Source organism: Sulfidibacter corallicola, assembly GCF_017498545.1.
GTDB lineage: Bacteria > Acidobacteriota > Holophagae > Acanthopleuribacterales > Acanthopleuribacteraceae > Sulfidibacter > Sulfidibacter corallicola.
In genome coordinates this window covers 5,199,178-5,225,886 of the sequence record NZ_CP071793.1, presented here as the reverse complement: position 1 = coordinate 5,225,886, position 26,709 = coordinate 5,199,178, and the positions used below count along the sequence as shown (strand labels likewise).

Below are 26,709 nucleotides of genomic sequence, written 5' to 3'. Positions count from 1 at the left end.
GATGCAGCTAGACCTTCGGGGACAAACGGTCACGCAAGCGATCGCCATCGTGCGCCAGGCACTGGACGACGCCGAAGACACCGAGTTCGAGGTGATCACCGACAGCGAAGTGGTCAAATTGAACCTGTCGAACGCGATCGCCAAACTGGGGTACCAATGCCGGTTCGAACGGAAGGGCGCCAGTTTCGTGGTGACCGTCAAGACGGGGAAGAAGTCGCGCAAACCGACGCCCTCGAACAATTCATCTTCCGGGGTACGTCGCGAGATCAGCGCGTTCCCCGCCAAGACGGTGGATCGCGGCGAGGTACGTGCGGCCCGGCAACGGGACCGCGAACGGCGCGAGCGCCGAACCAACGCCCCCGGTGACCCGGTCGATCAGGCCACGTCCGCCGGATCCCGACCGACGACCAACGAGGCGCCCCAAACCCGCACCCGGACGGAGAGGCCAACCGCCCCCCGAGAGCCGGCCGCATCGACACGGGCACGGAAGGAAACACCGGAACGGCCGCAGGCCCCTCGACCGGGCGCATCCGGATCCAACGGCGGGCCCAACCTGCCCACCCTGAACTGGCTGGTGGTGCAACACGAACAAATCGGTGATCGCGATGCCAGGCTGGGCACCGAGCTGCTCTCCGATTTTCTCGATTCCTTGGATTTGGCCCGCTTCCAGGGGGTGTTCCTGGTTCACCGCGGCGTCCGCCTCATCGACCCGACCTTCCAGCAGGGACGTTTCCTGAAACTGCTGGAAGAAAAGCGCTTTCACATCTGGGCCTGTAGCCGTTCGCTGGCCTACTACCAGCTCGAAGACAAGGTGAAACCACCCATCCAGACGGCACAAATCGCCGACCTGCAGCGCCTCACCGCCCACTACCAACTCATCTGGATCTAGCGTGTCCCCCGCGAAAAACCGCGGTTTTTCGAATTGGTTCCTCGGAAGCGGCAGGTTCTCGATGCCAAACTGGGATCAGGGATCAGGGATCAGGGATCAGGGATCAGGGATCAGCCAATCACCTATAACCAAGTACCTTGCTGAGAGTTGATACCCTGCCCATCCAGCCTATTCACCTAGGGCGCCACAACAAGTCCATTTCTGGATGGACACGAACCGGTGCCCCTTCAGAAACGGGCTGGCTGAAGAAGCAGCCATATTCTTTTTTAGCGAGAATCAAGGTATCGCCCCTTTTGGGGCTTCCCTGATATATCAGATGGCTGTTAGGATGGTCGAGAACAACCGATTCGAAGTGAGGCTACGCTGATGAACCTATGGATGTACATGTTCCTGGTCCTTTCCGCCGCCGATCCGGCCGGTGAGCAACTCAATCGCCTTTTCGACAACGTGCGCGACTGGCGCGCCCGCGAGTATCCGATTTTCGCCACCCATCAGGGCATTCACGATCACAACGACAAGTTGGCCTCGATGAAGCTGGCCGACCTGAAACGCCGCACCGCCGACCTACACGGTTTCCTGACCCGGCTCGACGCCATTCCCGCCGCGGAACTGACCCACCAGGAGCGCATCAGCGCCGACATCTTTCGCGACCTGCTCGAGGACGAGATTCGCGACTTCGACCTGGGCGGCTACGCCCTGACGCTGACGTCGGACTACGGGTTCCACATCGAGATGGTCGGCCTGCCCGACATCGCGCCGTTCCGCAACACCAAAGATTACGAAAACTACCTGGCCCGTCTTGAACGGATGCCGGCGTATTTCGGCGAGCACATCGACCTGCTGCGCATGGGATTGAAACGCGGATGGACCCTGCCCAAGGAGGCGCTGTCGAAGTATTCGGGAACCATCAGTGCCCACGTGCTCGAGGATCCCACCGAGAGCGCCTTCTACGCGCCGTTCAAGTCGTTCCCGGCCACGGTCTCGGAAGCCGATCGCGCGCGCCTGGACAAGGCGGGCAAGGCGGCCATTGGCAAGCACGTAATCCCGGCCTATCGCACCTTCCTGAAATTCATGGACGAGACCTACATCCCCGGCGCGCGCAAAACCATCGGCGCCTCCCAGATGGAGGACGGCAAGAACTACTACCGCCACGTCATTCGCCGCTACACCACGCTGGACCTGGATCCCAAGGACGTGCACGAGATGGGTCTGGCCGAGGTCAAGCGCATCCGAGCCGAGATGCTGAAAGTCATCGAGCAAACCGGGTTCGAGGGTGATTTCGCGGCGTTCCTCAATTTCCTGCGCACGGATCCCCGCTTCTACGCCAAAACGCCCGAGGAGCTGTTGAAAGAGGCGGCCTACCTCTCGAAGAAAATGGACGGCAAGCTGCCCAGCCTGTTCAAGACCCTGCCGCGCCAACCCTACGGGGTCGAGCCGGTTCCCGACTACCTGGCGCCGGGCTATACGGGCGGGCGCTACGTGCCCGCCTCGATCGAGAGCACCCGTCCGGGTACCTATTGGGTCAACACCTACAACCTCGAGAGCCGGCCGCTGTACGTGCTGGAGGCTCTGACGCTGCACGAAGCGGTGCCGGGTCACCACCTCCAATCGGCGCTATCCCAAGAGCTGTCGGAACTGCCGGCGTTCCGCCGCAACCTCTATCTCTCGGCGTTCGGCGAGGGCTGGGCGCTGTACAGCGAGTGGCTGGGCCTGGAGGCCGGGTTCTACCAGGACCCCTACAGCAACTTCGGGCGGCTGACCTACGAGATGTGGCGCGCTTGCCGCCTGGTGGTGGACACCGGCATTCACGCCATGGGTTGGACCCGTCAACAGTCGATCGACTACCTGGCCAAGCACACGGCGCTCTCGATCCACGAGTGCACCACCGAAACCGACCGCTACATCTGCTGGCCGGGCCAAGCCCTTTCGTACAAGATCGGCGAGTTGAAGATCAAGGCCCTGCGCGAGAAAGCCGAGCGCGAGTTGGGTGTGCATTTCGATCGACGCCAGTTCCACGACGCGGTGTTGGCGAACGGCTGCGTGCCGATGCCGATCCTCGAGCGCGAAATCGATCGTTTCATCGAGGTCAACAAAACCAACCAAACGGCACCGTAGGGTGGGCGGCCCGTCCACAAGGGTGGGCCGCGACCAAGGCTTGGGACATCCGCAAGCGCCGCAGTCCCATGTTTGGATGGGGGTCTCCCGGGCCTATCCTGGTCTGTATCAAACGACTGCCGGGATGGGCGCCGTCCCGGGCCTATCCTGAAGGGATTGCCAGGTCTCCATCGAACGACTGCGGGGATGGGCGCCGTCCCGGGCCTATCCTGAAGGGATGGCCAGGTCTCCATCGAACGACTGCGTGGATGGGGGCCGTCCCGGGCCTATCCTGAAGGGATGGCCAACCCCATCTTTGGACCACCATTGATAAAAACGCGCACCTCCGGTGCGCCACCAGCAGGGACCCTGTAAGGGTCACACATTACAGCGAAGGGTGAGGTGCCGGAACGGCGCCGTAACCCTGGTTGTTTGGAGTTCCCGCATCGAGCTCTGAAGGAGCGGGGCTACGAAGACCTTCGGGGAAATGACGTACCATCCGGTGGAGCCAGCGCGGAATTGACGTACCATCCGGTGGAACCAGCGCGGGATTGGCGTCCCTTCCGGTGGGCCCTTCCCGGAGCCGCCCCTCCAGGGCTGGGGTCCGGGAACCCCGAACAACCAGGGTTGCGTCGCCTCCGGCTCCTTAACCCTTCGCTGTACTGTATCACCCCTCCGGGGTGCCCGCTGGTGGCGGGCCGTTGGCCCGCGTTTTTATCAATGGTGGTCCAAACAAACGGTTGGCCATCCCTACAGGATTGGCCCGGGACCCACCCCTTCCATATGGGGGTTTGATGCAGAGGCGCCATCCCTCCAGGATTGGCCGTGAACAATCACCATCAAAGCATCCGGTTGATCACGAACATCGATCAACCCATGCGGGCAAGCGAGGGTGCCCGTCGAATATCCGTCCATAGGAACATGGCACGTCTGGTCGCACCTCCAGCACGGCCCAGGGCAGGTATCCATCCCATGCGACGTCGGCTTCAGGGAAGGTCCCCAGCCGACATCCGTTCGCGGGAGACATCGTACGTCCGATCACACCTTTGCCACCACCGGTGGTGGATCCTTGGAGGATCACGCCCCACCCGGACGGGCGGGGCGTGGATCTCAATCCGTGATCTCTTTCAGCTCGTGGACCAGTTCGGTCAGGATCTTCTTGGCATCGCCGAACAGCATCATGTTGTTCTCGTAGTTGAACAAATCGTTGGGTATCGCGGCGAAACCCGGGCTGAGACTGCGCTTGACCACGAACACGGTCTTGGCGTCCCAGACCTTGAGGACCGGCATCCCGGCGATCGGGCTGTTGGGGTCCTTGGTCGCGGCCGGGTTGACCACGTCGTTGGCTCCCAGGATCAGGGCGATGTCCGCATTTTGGAAATCGTCGTTGATGTGATCCAAATCGAACAACTGCTCGTGAGGCACGTTACTCTCGGCCAGAAGCACGTTCATGTGGCCGGGCATGCGGCCCGCCACCGGGTGGATCGCGTAACGCACGTTGCCGCCGTTGGCGATCAACAGGTCGGCCAGTTCCTTGGTGACGTGCTGGGCTTGCGCCACCGCCAAACCGTATCCGGGCACGATGATGATGTCGCGCGCGGATTCGAAGATCATGGCCGCCTCTTCCGCCCCGCAGGACTTGACGCTGTGGTAGGCCTCGTCCTTGCCCGGACCGCTGGAAGCGGTGTCTTCGACGCCGAAGCCGCCGAACAATACGTTGGCCAGCGAACGGTTCATGGCCTTACACATGATCTGGGTCAAAATCAGACCCGAAGCACCGACCAGGGCGCCGCAGATGATCAGCATGTTGTTGGCCAGCACGAATCCGGTCGCCGCCGCGGCCAGGCCCGAATAGGAGTTCAACAGCGAGATCACGACCGGCATGTCGGCCCCGCCGATGGGTGTCACCAACAAGACCCCCAGGAATCCCGAAAAAGCGATGACCATCATGCTGATCAACAGGATCTGATTGGGATTGGTGGCAAACAGAATCAGGTACAGCACCATGAACAGAATGCTGGCCACCAACACCAGGTTGACCAGGTTGTTCCCCGGAAACAGAATCGGCTGACCCGAAACCAGGCCCTTCAACTTCCCGAAGGCCACCAAACTCCCCGACAGGGTCACGGCCCCGATGAGGATCGAAATGAACAACGTGATGGTGGTGTCCAGCGCGAGCAGTTCCACCAGGGATCCCTCTTTGCCGAAGGCGCGCTCGAACATGAAGGACGAGGCGACCAGGGCCGAGGCGCCGCCGCCGAACCCGTTGAACAACGCCACCATCTCCGGCATTTCGGTCATCTGGACCCGAATCGCCATCAGGGCGCCGATCGCGCCACCGATCGCCAGACCGGCGATGATGAAGGTGTAGTTGACCTCGCCCAGGTCGAGCAGCGTCGCCAACACGGCGAGCAGCATGGCACTGGAGGACAGCATGTTGCCTCGGCGCGCGGTTTTCACGCGTGTCAACATCTTGAGGCCGAGGATGAACATGATCGAAGATAGCAGATAGATGAGAGCGACAACCGTATTCACCGAACAACCCCTTTATTTCTTGCTCTTGAACATTTTCAACATGCGATCCGTCACCATGAAACCGCCGACGACGTTGACGGTCGCGAAGACGATCGCGGCGAGCCCGAGCAGGTTGGCGGTGGATATTTCCAGCGTGACCGCACAGGAAAGCGCGCCCACGATGGTGATGCCGGATACGGCGTTGGCACCCGACATCAGCGGCGTGTGTAGGGTGGGTGGAATCTTGGTGATGATTTCGAAGCCGACGAAGACGGCCAACGCGAAGACGTAAATGCCGATCAGCAGGGTAGACATCTAGTTCTCCTCCAGCAGCGACCGAGTCAGCTCGTGGCGGCACTCGCCCTCATGGGTCAGCAAAGACCCATCGGTGATGGCCTCCTCGGTATCGATTTGGAATTCTTTTTCGTGAGTCAGGTGCGTGAAAAAATTCAATACATTGCGGGCATAGAGCTGGCTGGCGTGGATTGGAACCAAACTGGGGATGTTGAGCTCACCGATAATGGTAACGCCCTCTTTTACAACGGTTTTGCCAGGCTCGCTGAGGGCGCAGTTGCCGCCCTGTTCCACCGCCATGTCGACGATCACCGAGCCGGCGGGCATCTGCGCCACCATCTCTTCAGTGATCAGCAACGGCGCCGGTCGTCCCGGAATCAGCGCGGTCGTGATGGCCACGTCGGCATTGGCGAGGCGCTTGGTGAGTTCCTTGCGCTGCCGTTCCTGGGCCGCTTCGCTCTGTTCCTTGGCGTAGCCGCCGGCGTCCTCGGCATCCTCGACCGGAATGTCGATGAACTTGGCGCCGAGACTCTCCACCTGTTCCTTGACCACGGCGCGAATGTCGAAGGCTTCCACCTTGGCGCCGAGCCGGTGTGCGGTCGCGATGGCCTGTAGCCCGGCCACGCCCGCCCCGAGAATCACGACCTTGGAGGGCGTGATGGTGCCGGCAGCGGTCATCAACAGCGGAAAGTACTTGCCGAGTTGGTTGGCGGCCAGGAGCACGGCCTTGTAGCCTGCCAGACTGGCCTGGGAACTGAGCGTATCCATCTTCTGGGCGATGGTGATGCGGGGAATCAGGTTCATCGAAAAAGCGCTGACCTTGCGATCCATCATGATGCGAACCGCGTCCAACGCGTTTTGCGGCACGATGGAGGCGACCAGGGTGCTGCCTTCGCGCAACAGCTCGGCCTCGTGGACATCCAGTCCCGGATGATGCTGGGGTGCCTGGATTTTGACGACGATATCGGCCGCCTCGTAGAGGGATTTCAGGTCATCGCCGACGGTCGCGCCGGCCTGGGTGTAATTGTCATCGCTGATGAAGGCGCCTTCGCCCGCGCCGGCCTCCACGCTGACCTGGTAGCCGGCGGCAATGAGTTTTTTGACGGTTTCGGGGGTGGCCGCGATCCGATGCTCCAGATCGCGAATTTCTTTTGGAAAAAATAGTTGCGCCATATGCGTTGCTCCGCCTGAGATCTTGTGGATCGTCGTCGGTCGCGTCTGCATGTCCTCGGCGTCGGCACTCCCGGCACCACGAAATGCCGCAGTGCGACCCCGGCTCGCGAAGAGCCCGAATCGAGGCGGCGGAGTCGATGGCGAGGAGACCCGACCTAGGTCGCGAATCCAAGGTGCGAGACCCGGTCGACGAGCGACAGGAACGGCGTCCCCCATTCGCGTGACGCGAGCGGGACGATATGAAAAGGGAAGAACGAAACAGGAAACATCATAGCAGACAACACCCAACGCATTACAAACAAAAACATTCGCCGATCAAGCCGCATCGCGGCAACGGCTTCCGTCACTGAGTGCCGGTCAGTTCGTTGAGCTGTTCGATCTGGGTTCGCTGTTCGTCGCCGATCTCGCGCAATTTGTTGATCTGGCCTTCCTGGAACTTGGTCAGCGACTTCTGAAACTTGAGCAGTTTCTCCAGGCGTGCGATTTCCTTGTCCTTCTGGGTCAGCTCGTCCTCGAGCTGCTTGATCATGTCTCGGTGGGATTCGAGATGATCTTCCAGGACGCCGATCGTCTTGTCGCGCGTGGCCACCTGATCGCGCAGCAAGGTAATCGTGGTCTTCTTGATTTGTCTCTTGGTCGCATCGAGGTCTTCGCTCTGGGTGACCGCCTGCGACCCATCGGTACCGTCGGATTCCTGGGCGACGACCGCCACACCGGCCAGTCCCACAAAGAGTAACGTAAGCAGCCGCAAGCGCATGTGCATCATGATCCACCTCACCCCTGGGGTTTTCCACCAAAGTGGCGCGATTCCCGGCGGTGCGTTGCCGATTGCCCCGCATCCAACCCGATCGCACACTTCAGATTCCAGTCCCGGAGCCTGCACTCCAACCATTGGACGAGTGCGCACATCCCGCTCGACCACCTTTTGACCACCTACCCACCTCTACCATTTCACCACAGGATCCCGTTCGCGCGGGAGACTTTTTGGTCCAGGATTCCGTGAAGCGAACCCGATTCGAGGTTTGCAGCGGGATGCGGAGGCGATTTCGCAAAAAGGTCGCCCCTGCCCGTGGCCGGTTTTGGTTGGTTTTGGCAAACGGGCCATTGGCGCCGTTAGGAAAACCGAACGGACCGCGACTCGGGCGACGCGACACCCATCGAACGCCCGCCGTCGATCGGAATCGGCACAGGTCTGAAAAATTTGAGGTTGTCCGGACCGGCGAACGAGATTCGACGCTTGGACCGGCGTGGTCGCCAAGGCCTCGATTGGCTCGTGTATTGCTCCTTCAATCGCGTTATGATGAAACGATTCCTCTAGGATTTGTCCGAATGAACCACCGAGCATCGATTCGACACCTTCTGCTGAGCCTGCTTTTCCTGGGCGTGGCCCCGCTCGTTTGGGCGGAGGAGACCCAGCTCCGCCAGGAGCGCCCCAGCTTTCAGCTCTCGGGTATCGAGGTACGCGGCAACCGTTTGGTGTCCGCCGATCTGCTCATCAAGGAGTCGGGGCTCCAAGCCACTCAGGCCTATTCCGAATCCCGGCTTCGCTTCGCCGAATCGCGCATCAAGCGCCTCCCGTTCGTGCTCGACGTGGAACTGTCCCTGGAACGGGGCGACCGGTACGGTACCTTTCTCCTGGTCATCCGCGTCTGGGAGAGCAAGGCGGTTTTTTTCAGTTACGACCGCTTCGAGTTCGATCAGCCGGAGCAGGTGAACGACATCTCGTCGGAAGCGGCCGATTCGTCGCTGATCCCCAGCATTCCCGTCGATGACCGCACCGAACGCGACCGCAACGATCTGGCCTTCGGTGGGCGCTGGTTCGTGGGCCGTTTCGGCCTGGTCTACGCCACCCTCCATCTCGCCAACCGCGGCGACGGCATGGATTTCGCCCCCGGCAAACCGGTTGATTTCGGCTTCAGTCACTACAACCTCTTCGGTCGCAACGTGTTCCTGAACCTGAACGTGCAATGGGTTCAGGACCACGAGGTCCACAATTTCGATCCCATTTCCCGCCAGAACCTGACCACCGAGATCGGGCGCGAGCCAGCCGTGACCCTGGCCATGGCCTGGCCCCTGCGCAACCAGAGCTGGATTCTGGTGAACGCCGATCGCTTCCAGGAATCCCAGTTCCACCAACTGGCCGACTTTTTCACGGACCGCATCGAAGAAAAGCGACTCACCCTTTCCGCCGGTTGGCTCTACGACACCACCAACGATTCGGTCCTACCGACCCAGGGCACCCGCTTCCAGACCAAGCTCGAGTACCTCCGCAGCCAGAGCAACTTCGCCTTTCAGGAGTTGGCGGATTCCCGAACCCTCGAGGACGAGTTCGGCACCTCCAATACCTTCGACACCAATTTCGATCCGCTGGGCGGCCTCGACTCCCGCGGCACCTTCCTGCGCAGCGAAGTATCGCGCTACCACCTGTGGCGCCAACGCTGGAATTTCATGGAACGCTTGGAAATCCTGTACCGCGCCGACGAGAGCGGTACCCCGTTCATCCTCCCCATCGAGAAGGCCGGCAGCCTGGACGTAGGCGCCGGATTGGATCTGTGGGGACGCAACAACACCCGCAAATACGGAGACCTGCGCCTCGAAGGCACCCTTGGCCACGTTCTCCGCAAATTCGATCCCGAACCGTCAATCCAGCGCGAGGAACATTTCTCGCGCGCCGAGCTGGCTTTGGCCTTTCGCAACGCCTGGGGACTGGTACGCCTTTCGGCCCGCTACGCGACGGAGGAGAAAATCATCCAAAGACCTTGAATCCGCCTCCGAATCGCGGTGACACGGCACCTTGTATCATTTATCTTTGCGAGAGGATTTCATCTATCGACACCATGAATGTGTTCCTGCTTCTGCTCATGATCTGGCGGCCCTTGGAGAAACCGGCCCTCATCATGGAAGATCAGCGCTTTATCACGTTGCACGTACCCCCCGGGGTCTTGGCCGACGACGATTTCAAGCGCCGACTCTTCTCGGGCCTCACCACGTCGATCGAGCTGGAGACCGAACTGCGCGGTGTCTCGAAGGAAAGTGCCGTCTCGTTGATCGAAATCCGTTACGACGTGTGGGAAGAGCTGCTGCTGGTTCGCAAATTCGAGCCGGGCGGCACCGTGTCCCACGTCTCCCTGGCCAACCTGGACGAGCTCCGTCAGTGGTTCGACCGCGTGCCGTTGCGCATTTACGCGCTGTCCGCCGAACACCTGAACCGGGTACTCACGGTCAAGGTCACCTGCCGGGTCATTCCCTTTTCCAAAGCGGAACAGCACCAGACCCAAGCCTGGTTCGCCAACCTGGCCGAGGTTCCCGACGCCGCCCAACGCGGTCAGATCAGCCGGACGCGGAACCGCGAGTCCACGTCCACCGAAAACGGCGGCAACGGCATTTTCCGCGTGCTGATGACCACCAGCATCGAACGGCAGTCGGTGGTCACTTACAAATGGCGCTGGACGGAAACGTTCGGCCGCGAGCGACCCTGATCGGAGGACGGCATGGCCTTCAAAGAACACCTGGTCAGCCTGAGCCTGATGATGGGCGCCTGCCTTTTGTTTTTCCAGATCTCGCAACGCGGCCTGTCCGATCCATGGATTCAGCTCGCCCTGGATCCGGAGGTCAACGAGGTCCTTTCGATCGCCATCCAGAACCAGAAAAAGCTGAGCAAATACGAACCCGAGCGGGAAGCGACCTACCGCGCCCAATTCGAACGAACCCAGGGTTTGCTGGCCCATCGCGAGGTCCTGCTGGCCAACCGCGGCGCCATCTCGCGTCGCTATCAACGGGTGCTGTTCGTGCTTTTCGCCCTTTCGTTGTGCATGATCGCCGGCGTCCAACTGTGGCGCCAACGCAATCTTCGGCGGCGCATGCTGGTCCTGCAACACAACCTGGAGAAACTGGCGGTGGGCGCCACCGATCTGGAACCGGTTGCGCCCAAACGCGACCTGGTGACCCGCATCGGCCGCATGATCGAAGAGGCTTCGCAGCTCATGGCCAAGGATCGCAGCCGTCTCAAGTACCTGGAGAACCTGGAGGGTTGGCGCGAATCGTCACGCCGAATCGCCCACGAGGTGCGCACGCCCTTGACGGCGATTCGCTTGGAGCTGCGCCAACTGGTGCGGCTGGCGCACGGCGCCAGCGACGGCGACATGCGCGACCGCATCGAGCACAAGGAGCGCAGCATCACGGAAGAACTGGCGCGCCTGAGCGAGTTCACCGACGCCTTCTCATCCTTCGCCAAGACCAGCGCCCCCAAGCGGAAACGCGAGGACCTGACCGCCTTTTTGGGAGAGTTCCAGGACCTGTACGCCACCGCCTGGTCCAACCTGACGCTGTCGTCGACCCTGGCGGTCGACACGCTGCTCGTCGACATCGACCGCCGCATGACGCGTCAGGTCCTGGTGAACCTGGCCAACAACAGCGCCAAGGCGTTGGACGCCGCATCGGGAACCCTGACCTTCGACCTCCGGCGCGACCGCGAATCGGCCATTCTCGAAATCCGCGACGACGGACCCGGCATTCCCGAATCCATCCGCGATCGGCTCTTCGAACCCTACACCACCACCAAACCCGTGGGCGAAGGCATGGGCCTGGGTCTCGCGATCTCGCGCAAGATCATGCTCGACCACGACGGCGATCTGGAACTGTTGGGTTCCGGACCGGAGGGCACCGCCTTCCGCCTGACCTTCCCCCTGGCCGCGGCGCCCGCCAACCCACCAGAGAGCGCGGCGATCCACACCGATTGATGCGCCCGGCGCCAAGACCCCAAGACATCCCCTGACATCGAGGAGGCATCCCTTGACCAAAATCCTGGTCGTCGAAGACAACCAAAAGATCCACGCCCACATGACCGCGTTGCTGCGCGACGAGGGCTACGACGTGCACGGGGTCTACTCCGCCGAAGAGGCCAGACCCCACCTGCTGGCCGGAGAACCGCCCCGGCTGGTCCTGTTGGACATCCGCCTGGGCGGTATCAGCGGCCTGGACCTGATTCGCGACATGGGCCACACCATGCCGCCGACCATCGTCATTTCCGGCGAGGCCACCATCAGCGAAGCGCTGGAAGCCCTGCGCATGGGCATCCACGACTTCGTGGAGAAGCCGTTCTCCGACGAACGCTTTCTGTGTTCCGTGCGCAACTGCCTCGAGAAAATCGAGCTGCAGGAAAAAATCCGTCAATTGGAAGCCAACCGCAGCCAATCCCAATCCCTGTTGGGCGAATCGCCGTCGATGCGCGCCGTCATGCACCAGATCCAGAAGGTGGCGCCCACCAAGGGTCGGGTCCTGATCACCGGCGAAAGCGGAACCGGCAAGGAACTGGTCGCCTCCACCATCCACCACCTCAGTCAACGGCGCGGCAAACCCTTCGTCAAGATCAACTGCGCCGCCTTTCCCGTCCACCTGATCGAGGACGAGCTGTTCGGCCACGTCAAGGGCGCCTTCACCGACGCGCGTCAGAACAAGAAGGGCCTGTTCGAGGAATCCCACGGGGGCACGCTTTTCCTCGACGAAATCGGCGACATGGATTACCAGCTCCAGGCCCGCCTGCTGCGGGTATTGGAGGACGGCAAGGTTCGCCGCATCGGCGACACCCACGAACGCGAGGTCGACGTGCGGGTGATCGCGGCCACCAACCAGGACCTGCGCGCGATGATCGACGAGCAGAAGTTTCGCGAGGACCTCTATTACCGACTGGCGAGCCTGCCGATCGAGGTGCCGCCGCTTCGGTCGCGCAAGGCCGACATCCCGCTGTTGGTGACCTACTACGTGTCGCACTTCTGCAAGGAGCACCAGATCCGGCCCAAACGCATGGGCGACGAAGCCATGGAAGCCCTGCAGTACTACAATTGGCCCGGCAACATCCGCGAATTGAAGAACCTGTGCGAGCGACTCACCATTTTCGGCGGCGATCCCATCGGCACCGAGGACCTGCCCTCGCACATCTTCGCCGAAGAGAACAAGGAGGCCTCGGGCCTGATTCGCATCTCCGAGGTGAAGCCAATGTCGTTGAAAGCCTTCAAGAACCAGTGCGAAAAGGAGTTCCTGGAGACGATGTTGATTCGCACCAATTGGAACTACGTCAAGGTGGCCCAGCACCTGGAGATCAACCGCTCCTACCTGCACCAGAAAATCACCAGCCTGGGCATCCAGCGCAAGAAAGGCCGAAGCTGATCGGAAGCGCCGTCGCGCGGGATCGGTCGGGGCTGGAAGGTGCGGTGGTCTTGCCAGGATGCGGGAACGCCATGGCTCGATTCTATAGTCGAGAACTGGGGGAGCTGCGCATTTCAGCGGCAGCCCTTCAACATCGCAATGGGCTTCGCCCTTTGACGTTAGTTTTCTTCGATACTGGGTCGCTTCGATTGGTGGAGCAAGCTGCTCCACCTACAGGCACGATGACTCTCTCGACTTACGGGACCTCCCCAGCACCGAATCTCCGGTATGGTTTTGAAAGTCTGCTTTCCTGACACCTGACGCCTGACACCTGACACCTGACACCTGACACCGTGCCCATCCAGCCGACGGCTCCCTCGCGCAGATGAGCGCTCGTTTCTGGATGGGCACTGCGTTACAATGCCCCAAGCCCACCCGAAACACGCCTGGGATCCCAAGGAGTTTGCCTTTGCCATGAGCGACTTGAACGATCTCTTGTTGTTGGTCCAATCCCGGACACCGCTGATTGCCATCGAAAGCCTCGAAGAAAAGCGCGCCATCGATCTTTTCGGCGATCTGGCCCGCAAACTGCGCCAGCCCCTGATGCTCTGGTCGGTCACCGGCGGACTGCGCACCATCCGCCAAACCCCGCGCGAGGAACCCCACAAGGCCGAGCCGGCCGAGTTGTTGCGCCACATCCGCGGGAGCGACCGTCCCTCGGTGTTCCTGCTGCTGGACTTTCATCCCTATCTGGAAGATCCCGTCAACGTACGCCTGATCCGCGAGATCGCCCAGTCCCACGACAAGGTGCCCAACCACCTGGTCCTGCTCAGCCCCCGCATCGAGATCCCCCAGGATCTGGCGGGCCATACGGCGCGCTTCAACCTCAGCCTGCCGGACGAGCCGAAACTGCTGGCCCTCATTCGCCGCGTGGCGATGGAATGGATGCAGCAAAACGCCGGTCGCAAAGTGGTCGCCGACAAGAAGGCCATCGGTCTGCTGGCCCGCAACCTGGTCGGCCTGACGGCGAGCGATGCCGAACGCTTGGCCCGCAAGGCCATTTACGACGACGGGGCCATCACCTCCTCGGACCTGAAGATGGTCCAGGAAGCCAAGTACCAGTTGATCAGCCAGGCCGGGGTGCTCTCCTTCGAATGCGATACCGCCGGTATGGGCGATGTGGGCGGGCTGAAACGCCTCAAGGAATGGCTGACCCACCGCAAGGCCGTGTTCCACGGCGGCGGCGCGGCCTACGGCCTGGAAGCCCCCAAGGGCGTGATGCTGCTCGGCGTCCAGGGCTGCGGCAAGAGCCTGGCCGCCAAGGCCATCGCCGGCCTTTGGAGCGTGCCCCTCTTGCGCCTCGATTTCAGCGCGCTCTTCAACAAGTTCGTCGGCGAGACCGAACGCAATTTGCGCGAATCGCTGGATACCTCGGAGATCATGGCGCCCTGTGTCCTGTGGGTGGACGAGATCGAAAAGGGCCTGGCCGGCGGCGAAGGCGACGGCGGCGTGTCGCGCCGCATTCTGGGTACCCTGCTGACCTGGATGTCGGAGAAATCCAAACCGGTCTTCGTGGTGGCCACCTCCAACGACGTGACCCAGCTCCCGCCGGAACTGTTGCGCAAGGGCCGCTTCGACGAGATCTTCTTCGTCGACCTGCCCGACCTGGAAACGCGCGGCCTGATTTTTGGCATCCAACTGAGCCGGCGCAACATGACCCCGCAAAACTTCGACCTGGTGGCGTTGGCCCGTCATTCGGACGGCTTCTCCGGCGCCGAAATCGAGCAGGCCGTGGTGGCGTCGATCTACACGGCGCTGGCACGCGGCGTGGACCCCACCACCGAGTTGCTGGTGGAGGAAATCCGCAAGACGCGGCCGCTGTCGGTGGTCATGGCCGAAAAGATCGCCTGGCTGCGCAACTGGGCGGCGGAGCGCACCGTGCCCGCCAACTGATCTCCGAGCGCGACAAGGGGTCGTCAAAATTACGTAACAAGTTGGCGTGTCGTGCCTTGCATCACCCCAATCGAATTTGAATTGATCCCCCTCACAGACCTGATAGAATGGGGCACGCTTGAGCGACAACCAAGACCAAGACCGCTCCGAGCCCTACCCGGCCAACCGGGTTCGGTGATGTCGAGGCGCGGTGTGCCTCCCACCCCGATACGCCGGTGCGCACGAAGGTTTGAAGGTTGTGACATGCTGGAGGAAGAATGAGAGTCTTGATCTTTGGTCCCAACGGGAGCGGAAAAGGAACCCAATCCGCGATCCTGGTCAAAACGTACAGCCTTGCTCACGTGGAGTCCGGCGGTATTTTCCGCGAAAACATCAAAGGCGGCACGGAGCTGGGCAAAGAGGCCAAAGCATACATCGATCGGGGCGAGTTGGTTCCCGATTCGATCACGATCCCCATGATCCTGGACCGTTTGAGCCGTCCCGATTGCGAGTCCGGTTGGATTCTGGACGGGTTTCCACGCAACCCGGCCCAAGCCAAGGCCTTGACCGAGAGCCTCGAGGCGAAGGACATGCCGCTGGACGCGGTGTTGGTGATCGAATTGGCGCGCGACATCGCCAAACAGCGCCTGATGGGCCGCCGTAGCTGTCCCGCGGGGCACCCCAACAACACGGCGATCGAGGCGATTCGCCCGAAAGGCGAGGGTGACGACCTTTTCTGTTGGAAATGCGGTGCGAAGTTGAGCGTGCGCAAGGACGACGTGGACGAAGCGGCCATCGACCAGCGCCTGGACATTTACTTCGACGAAGAGAACGGCACGCTGGGATCGGTCCACGAAATGGCGCGTTGGGCGGAAGCCAACCCGAACGCCAAATTCATTCGCGTCGACGGAGAATCCGCGATCGACGTGGTCCGCGACGCCATCGCGGCAAAATTGAACGCCTGACCGACGTGCCCGGAAGTCCCGCTTCCGGGCGTGTTGCCGCCTCGCGCGGGTGACGTCGTTTTTTTCGCCGGGCCGGGACGAACCCGCCCGGATCGCACCGAGGGTGCGACCGGACGTCACAGGATTCACACGCACGAATGTCGTCACGGAACCCACACCCGCACACGACGCCACATGGGACGGGCACCTGCCCCGGGTCGCGCTGAAGGTGCGACCGGACGTCCCATGCTCCTATGGACGGATGTTCGACGGGCACTCTCGCTTCCCCGCATGGAATCATCGTTGTTCGTGATCAACCGGATGCTTGGATGGTGATTGTTCGCGGCCAATCCTGGAGGGATGGCGCCTCTGCATCAAACCCCCATATGGATGGGGTGGGTCCCGGGCCAATCCTGTAGGGATGGCCAACCGTATGTTTGGACCACCATTGATAAAAACGCGGGCCAACGGCCCGCCACCAGCGGGCACCCCGGAGGGGTGATACATTACAGCGAAGGCGGTCCGGCGATCCGGTTAAGGAGGCAGCGCCGACGCAACCCTGGTTGTTTGGGGTTCCCGAACTCCAGCCCTGTAGGGGCGGCTCCGCGGAGGGCCTGCCGAAATTAACGTCAACCCCGCGATGGGCCCATACGATCCCACGTCAACCACGCGATGGGCCCATACGATCCCACGTTAACCCCGCGAAGTCTTCATAGCCCCGCTCCTTCAGAGCTCGATGCGGGAACTCCAGAGATCCAGGGTTGCGTCGCCTCCGGCTCCTTAACCCTTCGCTGTATTGTGTCGTCCCTTCAGGACGCCTGCTGGTGGCGCGCCAGAGGCGCGCGTTCTAAATCAATGGTGGTCCAAACATGGATCTGGCCATCCCTCCGGGATTGGCCCGGGACTACCCCCATCCAAGCATGGGTTTGATGCAAATGGCCCCGAACCGCGCTCGACCATCCACGACACCTGACACCTCGCCACGACCGCTCACACGGGTCCCAACATTCGGCGCGATCGGGTCCGTCGGATTCGGACCTCGCCGGTATCGCTCACCAGAGCACGCGACGCCCTCCCAAAATTGAGCCCTCATTCAATTCAAACCGTTGCGCCACGCCGCTCCACGCCGCATCGCGGAATGGATCACCACCACTCCTTCCGGCCTTGACTGACTCCCAAAAATCGGTAACCATAGCGAATTTGTGACAGGTCGGATCAAGGCGTTGAGGTTTTCTGAAATGGTGCACGATATGGAATCACGGATCGGTCCCGTCCCATCCCGTGCCCCGGATTGCCTTCTCCCCGGCGAATGCACCCCTCACAGGCTTCGCCCTCGATCGCTTTTTTCCAGGAACCCACATTGACATGCACGCGGATTCAACTATCACGGATCTATCTAAACGCCGCACATTCAGTCGTTTATACGATTTACAAGTTTTCCGACTTGCCATCCCTTTCAAGGCTTCTCATTTCATGATGCGTCCTTTCGTGCCCTTTTCCGATTCTCGATCCGCCCCTCTCCAAGACACCGGTGGTTCGATGTGCGCTCGGTGCCACGAGACCCGTAGAGGCCTACCTGGCGGCCGGATTTCCGGCTCGCTCACGAGTTCCATCATTTCCAACGCGAGACGCCGAATTCGGCCTCGCCTCTGAGAGTTATGTCATATGACCCAAAACCCGTTCCATTACATCGGCCATTGGGCTTCCGGCCCCACACCGCCCCTTTTCGCGCCGCACCAAATCGCCGAGGCCGTGCAGCGCGTGCGCGAACCGGTCTTCATTCTGCGCGAACACGACCGGGGCCGCATCGGTCTCGGCTTTCGGGGAACCCCGGTTTCCGCCGACCAACCTCAGTCCCGGCAAACCACCTTCCCGCTCTTGGCGAGCCTGCCCGCGCTGTTCCCCGAATGGTTGGGTGACCGCTCGTTTCTGGAAGCGCACGGGGTTCGGTTCCCCTACGTGGCCGGCGCCATGGCCAACGGCATCGCGACCGCCGACATGGTGATCGCCATGGGCAAGGCGCAGATGCTGGGTTTTTTCGGGGCCGCGGGTTTGGATCCCGACCGCATCGAACAGGCACTCGACCGCATCGAAGCCGAGCTGAATCCGATCGGCGCCGCCTGGGGCTCGAACCTGATCCATTCCCCCAACGAGCCGCGCCTGGAAGCCGCCGTCGTCGACCTGTACCTGCGCCGCGACGTCCGCCGCGTATCGGCCTCGGCCTACATGAAGCTCACCCCGCACGTGGTGCGCTACGCGGTGTCCGGCCTGAAACGCGATGCCTCGGGACGCATTCAACGCAAGAATTTCCTGTTCGCCAAGATTTCCAGGCCGGAAACGGCGCGTCACTTCATGTCGCCGCCGCCCGGTGACATGTTGAACAACCTGGTCGCCGCCGGCCAGATCAGTGCCGAGGAAGCCGAGCTGGCCCGCCACCTTCCGCTCGCCGAAGATTTCACGGTGGAAAGCGATTCCGGCGGCCACACCGACAACCGGCCCTTGGCCGCACTGTTCCCCTGCATCGCCGAGGTTCGCGCCGAATGTATGGCGCGCTACGGCTACGATCGCCCCATTCGCCTGGGTGCGGCCGGTGGCCTGGGCACCCCCTCCGCGGTCGCCGCGGCCTTCGCCCTGGGCGCGGCCTTCGTCCTGACCGGATCGGTCAACCAGGCGGCGATCGAGTCCGGACTCTCGGAATCGGGCAAGCAATTGCTGGCCGGTGCCGGCATGGCCGACGTGATCATGGCCCCCGCCGCCGACATGTTCGAGCTGGGCGTCGAGGTTCAGGTGCTGAAACGCGGCACCATGTTCGGCATTCGCGCCCACAAACTCTACCAGCTCTACAGCGCCTATCCGGGCCTCGACGATTTGCCCGCCAAGGAACGCGCCAATCTGGAAAAACATTTCTTCAAAAAGAGCCTGGAGCAAGCCTGGGCCGATACCCGCGACTTCTGGGCCGAACGCGACCCGCGCGAAGTGGAAAAGGCGGAAGCCAATCCGAAACATCGCATGGCGCTGGTGTTCCGCGCCTACCTGGGTCTCTCCAGTCGCTGGGCGATCGCCGGCACGCCGGATCGCCTGATGGATTATCAAATTTGGTGCGGGCCCGCCATGGGCGCCTTCAACGACTGGACGCGCGACTCGTTTTTGGCGCGTCCCGAGAACCGCACCGTGACTCAAATCGCTTACAACCTTCTGGAAGGGGCCGCGGTCGTGACTCGAGCCCATCAACTGCGCAGCTACGGCGTCGCCGTGCCCGAGCAGGCCTTCCGTTACCAACCGCGTCCGCTTACCGCTTGAGCCCGCCCCCACCGGTGAGCCATTTCCAAGGAGCCGTTATGTCGTCGAACGAATCGTCGTCCCCTTCATCCCAACCCTCGGAACCCGGACCCGAGCCGTCCCATCCGAAGCCGTCGAACGATCACGCTAAATTTCCACCCATCGCCGTGGTCGGCGTCAGCGCCTTGTTTCCCGGATCGCAGGATAAAGAGGGTTTTTGGCGTGACATTTTGAGTGGCAAGGACCTGATTACCGATGTCCCGTCCTCTCACTGGTTGGTGGAGGATTACTACGATCCCGATCCCTCCGTGCCGGACAAGACCTACGCCAAACGCGGCGCCTTCCTGCCGGACGTGGTCTTCGATCCCATGACCTGGGGCGTGCCGCCCAGCCTGGTGCCCTACACCGACACGGCCCAACTGATCGCGTTGATCGTGGCCCGCCAGGTGCTGGAAGACGCGGCGAACGGCCAATTCGAGAGCATGGATCGCAGTCGGATCTCGGTCATTCTCGGCGCCACGGGCGGCCAGACGCTCATGGGCGAAATGGTGGCGCGTCTGCAGCGCCCGGTTTGGATCAAGGCCCTGCGCGAAGCCGGCCTGCCCGAATCTCGCGTTCAGGAAATCGCGGAATCGATCGGAAGCAACTACACCGATTGGAAGGAAGCCACCTTCCCCGGCCTGCTGGGCAACGTCATCGCCGGCCGCATCGCCAACCGCCTCAACCTGGGCGGCACCAACTGCGTGACCGACGCCGCCTGCGCCTCCTCGCTCTCGGCGGTGTCGATGGCGGTCAACGAGCTGCGCGCGGGTCAATCGGATCTGGTCATTACCGGCGGCGTCGACACGATGAACGACATCTTCATGTTCATGTGCTTTTCGAAAACGCCGGCCCTTTCGGCCTCCGGCGACTGCCGGCCCTTCTCCGATCAGGCCGACGGCACCATGTTGGGCGAAGGTATCGGCATGGTGGCGCTCAAGCGCCTGGCCGACGCGGAACGCGACGGCGATCGCATCTACGCGGTGCTGCGCGGCGTGGGCTCCTCATCCGACGGCCGCTCGAAGAGTGTCTACGCACCGGTTTCGGCCGGCCAGGCCCAGGCACTGCGCCGCGCCTACGAAGAAGCGGGCTTCGGCGCCGAGACGGTCGAGCTGGTGGAAGCCCACGGAACGGGCACCAAGGCCGGCGATGCCGCGGAATTCGGCGGGCTATGCATGGTCTTCAACGAAACCGAGCGCGAATCGCGTCAGTGGTGCGCCCTGGGTTCGGTGAAATCGCAGATCGGACACACCAAGGCCGCGGCCGGCGCGGCCGGCTTGTTCAAATCGGTCATGGCGCTGCACCACAAGGTTCTGCCACCCACGATCAAAGTCGATCGACCCAATCCGAAACTGGAGCTGGAGCAGAGTCCCTTCTACCTGAACACGGAAAAACGGCCCTGGGTGCGTCGTCCCGATCACCCACGCCGCGCGGGCATCTCTTCCTTCGGGTTCGGCGGTTCCAACTTCCACCTGGCCCTGGAAGAATACACCGGTGCGGAACTGCGCGCACCGCGCCTGCGCCAGGTACCCGACGAGTGGGTCTTCTTCGGCGCCGAGACGCCCGCCCAACTGGCGACGACCGTCGAAGCCGAACTCGGCAACCTGGACACGCCCGGGTACCTGAGCTTCCTGGCCCGTCGCAGCCAGGAAGGCATGACCCGCAGCGAAACACGCCTGGCCGTCGTCGCCAAGGACGAAGCGGACCTGCGCGAAAAGCTGAACAAGGCGCTGACCCATGTGCGCCAAAACCCCGAGAAGCCACTGCACAGTGCGGACGGGCTCCACTACGAGAAAGGCGAAGCGCTCGGACCGGTGGCATTCCTGTTTCCCGGTCAGGGCAGCCAGTATCCCGGCATGGGTGCCGACCTGGCGATGAACTTCGAAGAGGCCATGGCCGTGTGGGATCGCAGCGCCCACCATCCGCTGGCCGACGGCAAGGCCCTTCACGAAGCGGTCTTCCCGATTCCCGAATTCAACGACGAGGCCCGCAAGGCCCGCGAGGCCTACCTGACACGCACCAACGTGGCCCAGCCCGCGATCGGCGCGGCCAGCCTGTCCATGTTGGCCCTGCTCGAACAGGCCGAAATCGTGCCCAGCGCCAGCGCCGGCCACAGCTTCGGCGAAGTCATGGCCCTGCACGCGGCCGGTTCCCTGGATGAAGAAAGCGTGCTGGCCATCGCGCGCGAACGCGGCAAGCTGATGGCCGAAGCCGCCAAACTGCCAGGCGCCATGATCGCCGTCAGCAGCACGATCGACGAAGTCCGCAAGGTCATCGAGAGCGAGAAGCTGGAAGTGGTGGTCGCCAACCACAATGCGCCCAAGCAGGTGGTGCTGGCGGGCACCGAGGAAGCGGTCGCCCAGGCGGAATCGCACTTCAAGCGAGCCGGCATGCGGCCCAAGCGCCTCACCGTCGCCACCGCCTTCCATTCCGAAATCGTGGCCGCCTCCACCGAGCCGCTGGCCGCCTTCCTGGAGTCCCACGACTTCAAGGCACCGCACATTCCCGTCTACGGCAACAGCGAAGCCAGCGAGTATCCCAGCGAGCCCAGCCAGATGCGTCGCCTGCTGGCCCAGCAATTGGCGAAGCCGGTTCGCTTCGTCGAGCAAATCGAGGCCATGTACGAGGCGGGCATTCGCGTCTTCCTGGAAGTGGGACCGGCTTCGGTCCTGACCAGCCTGGTGGGCCGCATTCTCGAGGGTCGCCCGCACCTGGCGATCTCGCTAGACCGCAAAGGCCGCAACGGGGTCACCCATTGGCACCGCGCGCTGGCACGTTTGGCCGCGGCCGGTGTGTCGATGAAACCGGCCGCCTTGTGGTCCGATTTCGAGGACCGACCCAACCCCCGCGACGCCGCCGCACCCAAGGTCGCCATCGAAATCAACGGCGCCAATTACAACAAGCCCTACCCACCGCCCGGGGGCGCGGCCGGCCTGCCCAAGCCCAATCCCGAGGAGGTACCGGCACCCAAGGAGGTTCGACCCGTCGCCAAAGTCGAGCCCGTCGCACCGGCACCCAAGCCGGCGGCACCGTCTGCCCAATCTCGACCCGAACCCCCGCGCTCGCCCGCAGCCGCATCGGAGGCCAACCTCGCCATGACCCAGAATCCCACGACTCCCGCGTTCTCGAATCCCCAGCCGAAGAGGCCCGCGCGCACGCAACCATCGCCGGCACCCGCGCCGCGCCAAGCCGCGCCCTCGGCGGCCATGAACGCCTGGCTCGCCGCCTACAGCGACGTGCAACAACAAACCGCCCATGCCCACGAGACCTACCAGCAGACCATGGCCGATACCCATCTGGCCTACCTGCAGACAGCCGAACAAGCGCTGCACAGTCTCGTCGCCATGGCTGGCGGCAGCTCGGTTCAGGCCCAGGCCGGCACGGCGCGGCCTGCCTTTGCACCGGCGCCGGTCGCCGCGCAATCGATGCCCAGCCTTCAGCCCAAGGCGGTGGATGCGCCTCCGGCACCCGTCGTCCCCTCGATCGAGCCCGCCCTGCCCGTCGAGCCACCGCGCGCCGCACGGCCGGCGGTTCCCGAAACCACGAGCGCCCCGGTAGCCGTGACGCCTTCGCCGAAGGCCGCACCGGCCAAACCGGTGACCCCGAAGCCCGAACCCAAGCCGCAAGCAGTGGCGGCCGCGAACGGCGGTGTCTCGGATCTGTTGCTCCGCGTGGTCGCCGACAAAACCGGCTACCCGCAGGAAATGCTTCGCTTGGACATGGATCTCGAAGCCGACCTGGGCGTCGATTCCATCAAGCGCGTCGAAATTCTCTCTGCCATGCGCGAAGCAGAACCCAATCTTCCCGAAGTCGATCCCAGTGAAATGGCCGCGCTTCAGACCCTGGCCCAAATCACCGCCTACCTCGGCGACACCGGAACCCAAGCGGCACCGGCTGCGGTCGCGCCCAGCGCACCCGCCATGGCCTCGGCCGCACCCGCGACCGACGTACACGGCCTGCTTCTGGGTGTCGTCGCCGAGAAAACCGGCTACCCGGTGGAAATGCTCAACCAGGAGATGGACCTCGAAGCCGACCTCGGCGTCGACTCCATCAAACGCGTCGAAATTCTCTCCGCCATGCGCGAGGCCGAGCCAAATCTTCCCGAGGTCGACCCCAGTGAAATGGCCGAACTCCGCACCCTCGGCGACATCACCAACTACCTGAGCGCACGGCTGCCCCAGGCACCGGCCGCACCGGCGCCCACCGGATCGGCACCCTCGGCGAGCGGCCTCCACGACCTGCTGATGCGCGTCGTCTCCGAGAAAACCGGCTACCCGGCCGACATGCTCAACGCGGAAATGGATTTGGAGGCCGACCTCGGCGTCGATTCCATCAAACGCGTCGAAATCCTCTCCGCCATGCGCGAGGCCGAACCCAACCTGCCCGAGGTCGATCCCGGTGAAATGGCCGAGCTTCGCACCCTCGGCGACATCGCCGGGTACATGGGCCGCCAGATGCCCCAGACCACGGTGGCCAGTGCACCGGTCTCCGCTCCGGGCATTCAGGTCGAAAGCCTGCTGATCGCCGTCATCGCGGAAAAGACCGGCTACCCGGCCGACATGCTCAATCTCGACATGGACCTCGAAGCCGATCTCGGTGTCGACTCCATCAAGCGCGTCGAAATCCTTTCCGCCATGCGCGAAGCCGAGCCCAATCTGCCCGAGGTCGATCCCGCCGAGATGGCCGAGCTCCGCACCCTCGCGCAAATCCTGGAATACATGAGCGGCAACCTCCCCGCACAGGCCGCACCCGCACCGACGGCACCCGCCGCGGCCGGCTCCGACCTGAAAGGGCTGATGCTGACGGTGATCGCCGACAAGACCGGCTACCCGGCCGACATGCTCAACCTCGACATGGATCTCGAAGCCGATCTCGGTGTCGACTCCATCAAGCGCGTCGAAATCCTCTCCGCCATGCGCGATGCGGAACCCAACCTGCCCGAGGTCGATCCGGCCGAGATGGCCGAACTGCGCACCCTCGCCCAGATCGTCGATTACATGGGCGGCTCCCAGGCCCAACCAGCCGCGACACCGGCCCCCATGGAGGTAGCCGCCCCCGCGACACCAGCGGTCAAGGCCGCACCATCGGTCACCCTGCTCCCCGAATTGGCGCAGCCGGAACCGGTCGAGGTGGGCCGCTTCATCCTGCGCGCGAAAGAAACGCCCGCGGCAGGCATGGCCATGGCCGAACTGCGCGACTGCCGGAACCTGGTCATCACCCGCGATGGACTGGGCGTGGCGGAAGCGCTGGCGGCGGCCCTCGAAGCACGCGGCATCGGCGCCAAGGCGGTCGATGAAGTGCCCGCCGACGCCGACGGCCTCATCTTCCTGGGCGGCCTGCGCGAGACGGCCGACGAACACACCGCGATCGAGGTGAATCGCGAGGCGTTCCGTGCCCTGAAAGCGGCGCCCAAGCTTTGCAAAGGCGGCATCCTGGTCACCGTCCAGGACACCGGCGGCGATTTCGGCCTGAGCGGCGCGGAACGCAAACGCGCCTGGCTGGGCGGCCTGACCGGCCTCGTGAAAACCGCGGCGATCGAATGGAACCGCACCGAATGCAAGGCGATCGATCTGGAGCGCGCCGACCGCAATCCGGAAGAACTGGCCAAGGCCCTGCTGGAAGAGCTGCTCAACGGCGGACCCAGCCACGAGGTCGGCCTGCGCGCCGACGGCACGCGCCTGACCCTGGTCAGCCACGAAGCGACGGTCGAAACCGGTGCGCCGCTTCTGGACGACAGCTCGGTCGTGGTCGCCACCGGCGGCGGTCGCGGCGTCACCGCCAAGACCCTGATCGCGCTGGCCGAAGCCACCCAGGCCCGCTTCGTGTTGCTCGGCCGAACCGCACTCGAGGTGGAACCGGAAGAAGCCGCCGGCATTCGCGACGATGCCGGCCTCAAGAAAGCATTGCTGAAAGCGGCGACCGGCCGCGGCGAAACCCTGAGCCCGGTCGATCTCAACCGCCGGGTACAGCGGATTCTGGCCAACCGCGAAATTCGCGAAACCGAGCGCGAGATCCGCATCGCCGGCGGTCAGGCCCGCTACCTGGCCGTCGACGTCCTGGACGAGCAGGCGCTCACCACCGCACTGGACGAGGTCCGGGGCGAGTGGGGTCCGATCACGGCCCTGGTCCACGGAGCCGGGGTCCTGGCCGACAAGTTGATCGCGGAAAAGACCGAGGACCAGTTCAACCGCGTGTTCGACACGAAGGTGCTGGGCTTGCAACGACTGTTGGCCGCGACGGCCTCCGACCCGCTGAAGGCGCTGGTGCTGTTCTCTTCCGTCGCCGGACGCTGCGGCAACCAGGGCCAGTGCGACTACGCCATGGCCAACGAAGTCCTCAACAAGGTCGCCGACGCCGAACGCGCCCACCGCGGCATCCTGGTCAAATCGTTCAACTGGGGCCCGTGGGAGAGCGGCATGGTCTCCCCGGCCCTGAAAGCCCACTTCCAAAAGGCGGGCATTCCGATCATCGGCCTCGAAGAAGGGGCGCGCTTCATGGTGGAAGAACTTCAGTCGGGATCGCCCGACGAAGTGGAGATCACCATCGGTGGCGAACCGCGCGTGGCCACCTCGCTGATGGGCGGCGTCGATCGCGACCTTCGCCTCGAGCTGGCCGTGGACGCCGGCTCCTATCCCTTCCTGGTCGACCACAGCATTCGCGGCGTGCCCGTCGCACCGGTCGTGATGGTCCTGGAGTGGTTCGCCCGCGCGGCACGCTCGTTCCGGCCGAACCTGAAGCTGGCGGAAGTTCGCGACGTGCGCGTGGTGAGCGGCATTCGCCTCGATCGCTACACCAACGGCGGCAACCGCTTCCACGTGATCTGCCGCCAAACGGCCAACGGCAGCGGCTGCACCCTGGCACTGGAACTGCGCGGCGAGAACGATCGCCTGCACTACAGCGCCACCGCCGAGATGCGTCCCTCGCTGGACAAGCCCTCGACCCTCGACGCCCCCGCCAACCTGCAAGGCTGGGACGCGCCGATCTACGACGGCGAGGTTCTGTTTCACGGCCCCGAGTTCCAGGTGATTCGCTCCCTGGAAGGGGTTTCCGAGGAAGGCATCGCCGGTGAGCTGGTGGGCACCGCCACCAAGGGCTGGCACGGCGGCTGGCGCACCGACGTGGCCGCACTCGACGGCGGCCTGCAACTGGCGCTGCTGTGGGGCAAACACAAGCTCGGCGGCGCCACCCTGCCGACCTCGGTGGGTACGCTGAAGACCTACTCGGACGAGCTGCCCAGCGGCGCCATGAAAGCCTTGCTGCGCAGCCGCGCGGTGGGCGCCAACAAGGCGATTCACGACATCGTCTTCGAGGACGGCGGACACGTGGTCGCGGAAATGCGCGACGTGGAAACCCACCTGCTGCCTAGCTGAGACCGCCCACCGAAATCGAGCGCGGCTCCTCGCGATG

At 63.2% G+C, this 26,709-nt stretch carries 14 protein-coding genes; 10 read left to right on the top strand and 4 right to left on the bottom strand.

The genetic code is table 11. The annotated features are described in order from the left end of the window. Position 1 precedes the first annotated feature (1 nt). A complete protein-coding gene (locus tag J3U87_RS15670; protein WP_237383994.1) occupies positions 2-889 on the top strand; it encodes a sulfurtransferase TusA family protein in 888 nt (295 codons plus the stop codon). A 366-nt stretch (positions 890-1,255) separates the two neighbouring features. Continuing rightward, positions 1,256-3,004 carry a DUF885 domain-containing protein gene (locus tag J3U87_RS15665; RefSeq protein WP_237383993.1) on the top strand — a complete coding sequence of 583 codons (1,749 nt, stop codon included), beginning with the start codon at positions 1,256-1,258 and terminating at the stop codon, positions 3,002-3,004. A gap of 1,089 nt (positions 3,005-4,093) precedes the next feature. Here J3U87_RS15665 and J3U87_RS15660 read toward each other — a convergent pair. The 4 genes from J3U87_RS15660 to J3U87_RS15645 form a co-directional block, all read right to left on the bottom strand. Next, complete coding sequence (locus tag J3U87_RS15660) at positions 4,094-5,518, bottom strand: NAD(P)(+) transhydrogenase (Re/Si-specific) subunit beta (protein ID WP_237383992.1); 1,425 nt, start codon at positions 5,516-5,518, stop codon at positions 4,094-4,096. Between the two features lie 12 nt (positions 5,519-5,530). Next, positions 5,531-5,812 (bottom strand): NAD(P) transhydrogenase subunit alpha part 2, encoded by a 282-nt coding sequence (locus tag J3U87_RS15655; RefSeq protein WP_237383991.1) that lies wholly within the window; start codon positions 5,810-5,812, stop codon positions 5,531-5,533. Beyond that, positions 5,813-6,964: a Re/Si-specific NAD(P)(+) transhydrogenase subunit alpha gene (locus J3U87_RS15650; protein ID WP_237383990.1), complete on the bottom strand. Its 1,152-nt coding sequence runs from the start codon at positions 6,962-6,964 to the stop codon at positions 5,813-5,815. It abuts the gene before it with no gap. A 343-nt stretch (positions 6,965-7,307) separates the two neighbouring features. After that, positions 7,308-7,730: a hypothetical protein gene (locus J3U87_RS15645; RefSeq protein ID WP_237383989.1), complete on the bottom strand. Its 423-nt coding sequence runs from the start codon at positions 7,728-7,730 to the stop codon at positions 7,308-7,310. A gap of 563 nt (positions 7,731-8,293) precedes the next feature. Between J3U87_RS15645 and J3U87_RS15640 the strand changes: the two genes are divergently transcribed. The 8 genes from J3U87_RS15640 (at position 8,294) to J3U87_RS15605 (ending at position 26,672) form a co-directional block, all read left to right on the top strand. After that, positions 8,294-9,727 carry a BamA/TamA family outer membrane protein gene (locus J3U87_RS15640; RefSeq protein ID WP_237383988.1) on the top strand — a complete coding sequence of 478 codons (1,434 nt, stop codon included), beginning with the start codon at positions 8,294-8,296 and terminating at the stop codon, positions 9,725-9,727. 134 nt (positions 9,728-9,861) lie between these two features. Continuing rightward, positions 9,862-10,443, top strand: a complete 582-nt coding sequence (locus J3U87_RS15635; protein ID WP_237383987.1) for a hypothetical protein — start codon at positions 9,862-9,864, stop codon at positions 10,441-10,443. A 12-nt stretch (positions 10,444-10,455) separates the two neighbouring features. Next, positions 10,456-11,703: a sensor histidine kinase gene (locus J3U87_RS15630; RefSeq protein WP_237383986.1), complete on the top strand. Its 1,248-nt coding sequence runs from the start codon at positions 10,456-10,458 to the stop codon at positions 11,701-11,703. 52 nt (positions 11,704-11,755) lie between these two features. After that, positions 11,756-13,129 (top strand): sigma-54-dependent transcriptional regulator, encoded by a 1,374-nt coding sequence (locus J3U87_RS15625; protein ID WP_237383985.1) that lies wholly within the window; start codon positions 11,756-11,758, stop codon positions 13,127-13,129. A gap of 453 nt (positions 13,130-13,582) precedes the next feature. After that, positions 13,583-15,061 carry an AAA family ATPase gene (locus J3U87_RS15620; protein ID WP_237383984.1) on the top strand — a complete coding sequence of 493 codons (1,479 nt, stop codon included), beginning with the start codon at positions 13,583-13,585 and terminating at the stop codon, positions 15,059-15,061. 257 nt (positions 15,062-15,318) lie between these two features. Further along, complete coding sequence (locus J3U87_RS15615) at positions 15,319-16,005, top strand: nucleoside monophosphate kinase (protein WP_237383983.1); 687 nt, start codon at positions 15,319-15,321, stop codon at positions 16,003-16,005. 1,644 nt (positions 16,006-17,649) lie between these two features. Further along, entirely contained in the window at positions 17,650-19,284 is a 1,635-nt protein-coding gene (locus tag J3U87_RS15610) for a PfaD family polyunsaturated fatty acid/polyketide biosynthesis protein (protein WP_237383982.1), read from the top strand. A gap of 38 nt (positions 19,285-19,322) precedes the next feature. Continuing rightward, positions 19,323-26,672 carry a type I polyketide synthase gene (locus J3U87_RS15605; RefSeq protein ID WP_237383981.1) on the top strand — a complete coding sequence of 2,450 codons (7,350 nt, stop codon included), beginning with the start codon at positions 19,323-19,325 and terminating at the stop codon, positions 26,670-26,672. The last annotated feature ends 37 nt before the right edge of the window (positions 26,673-26,709 follow it).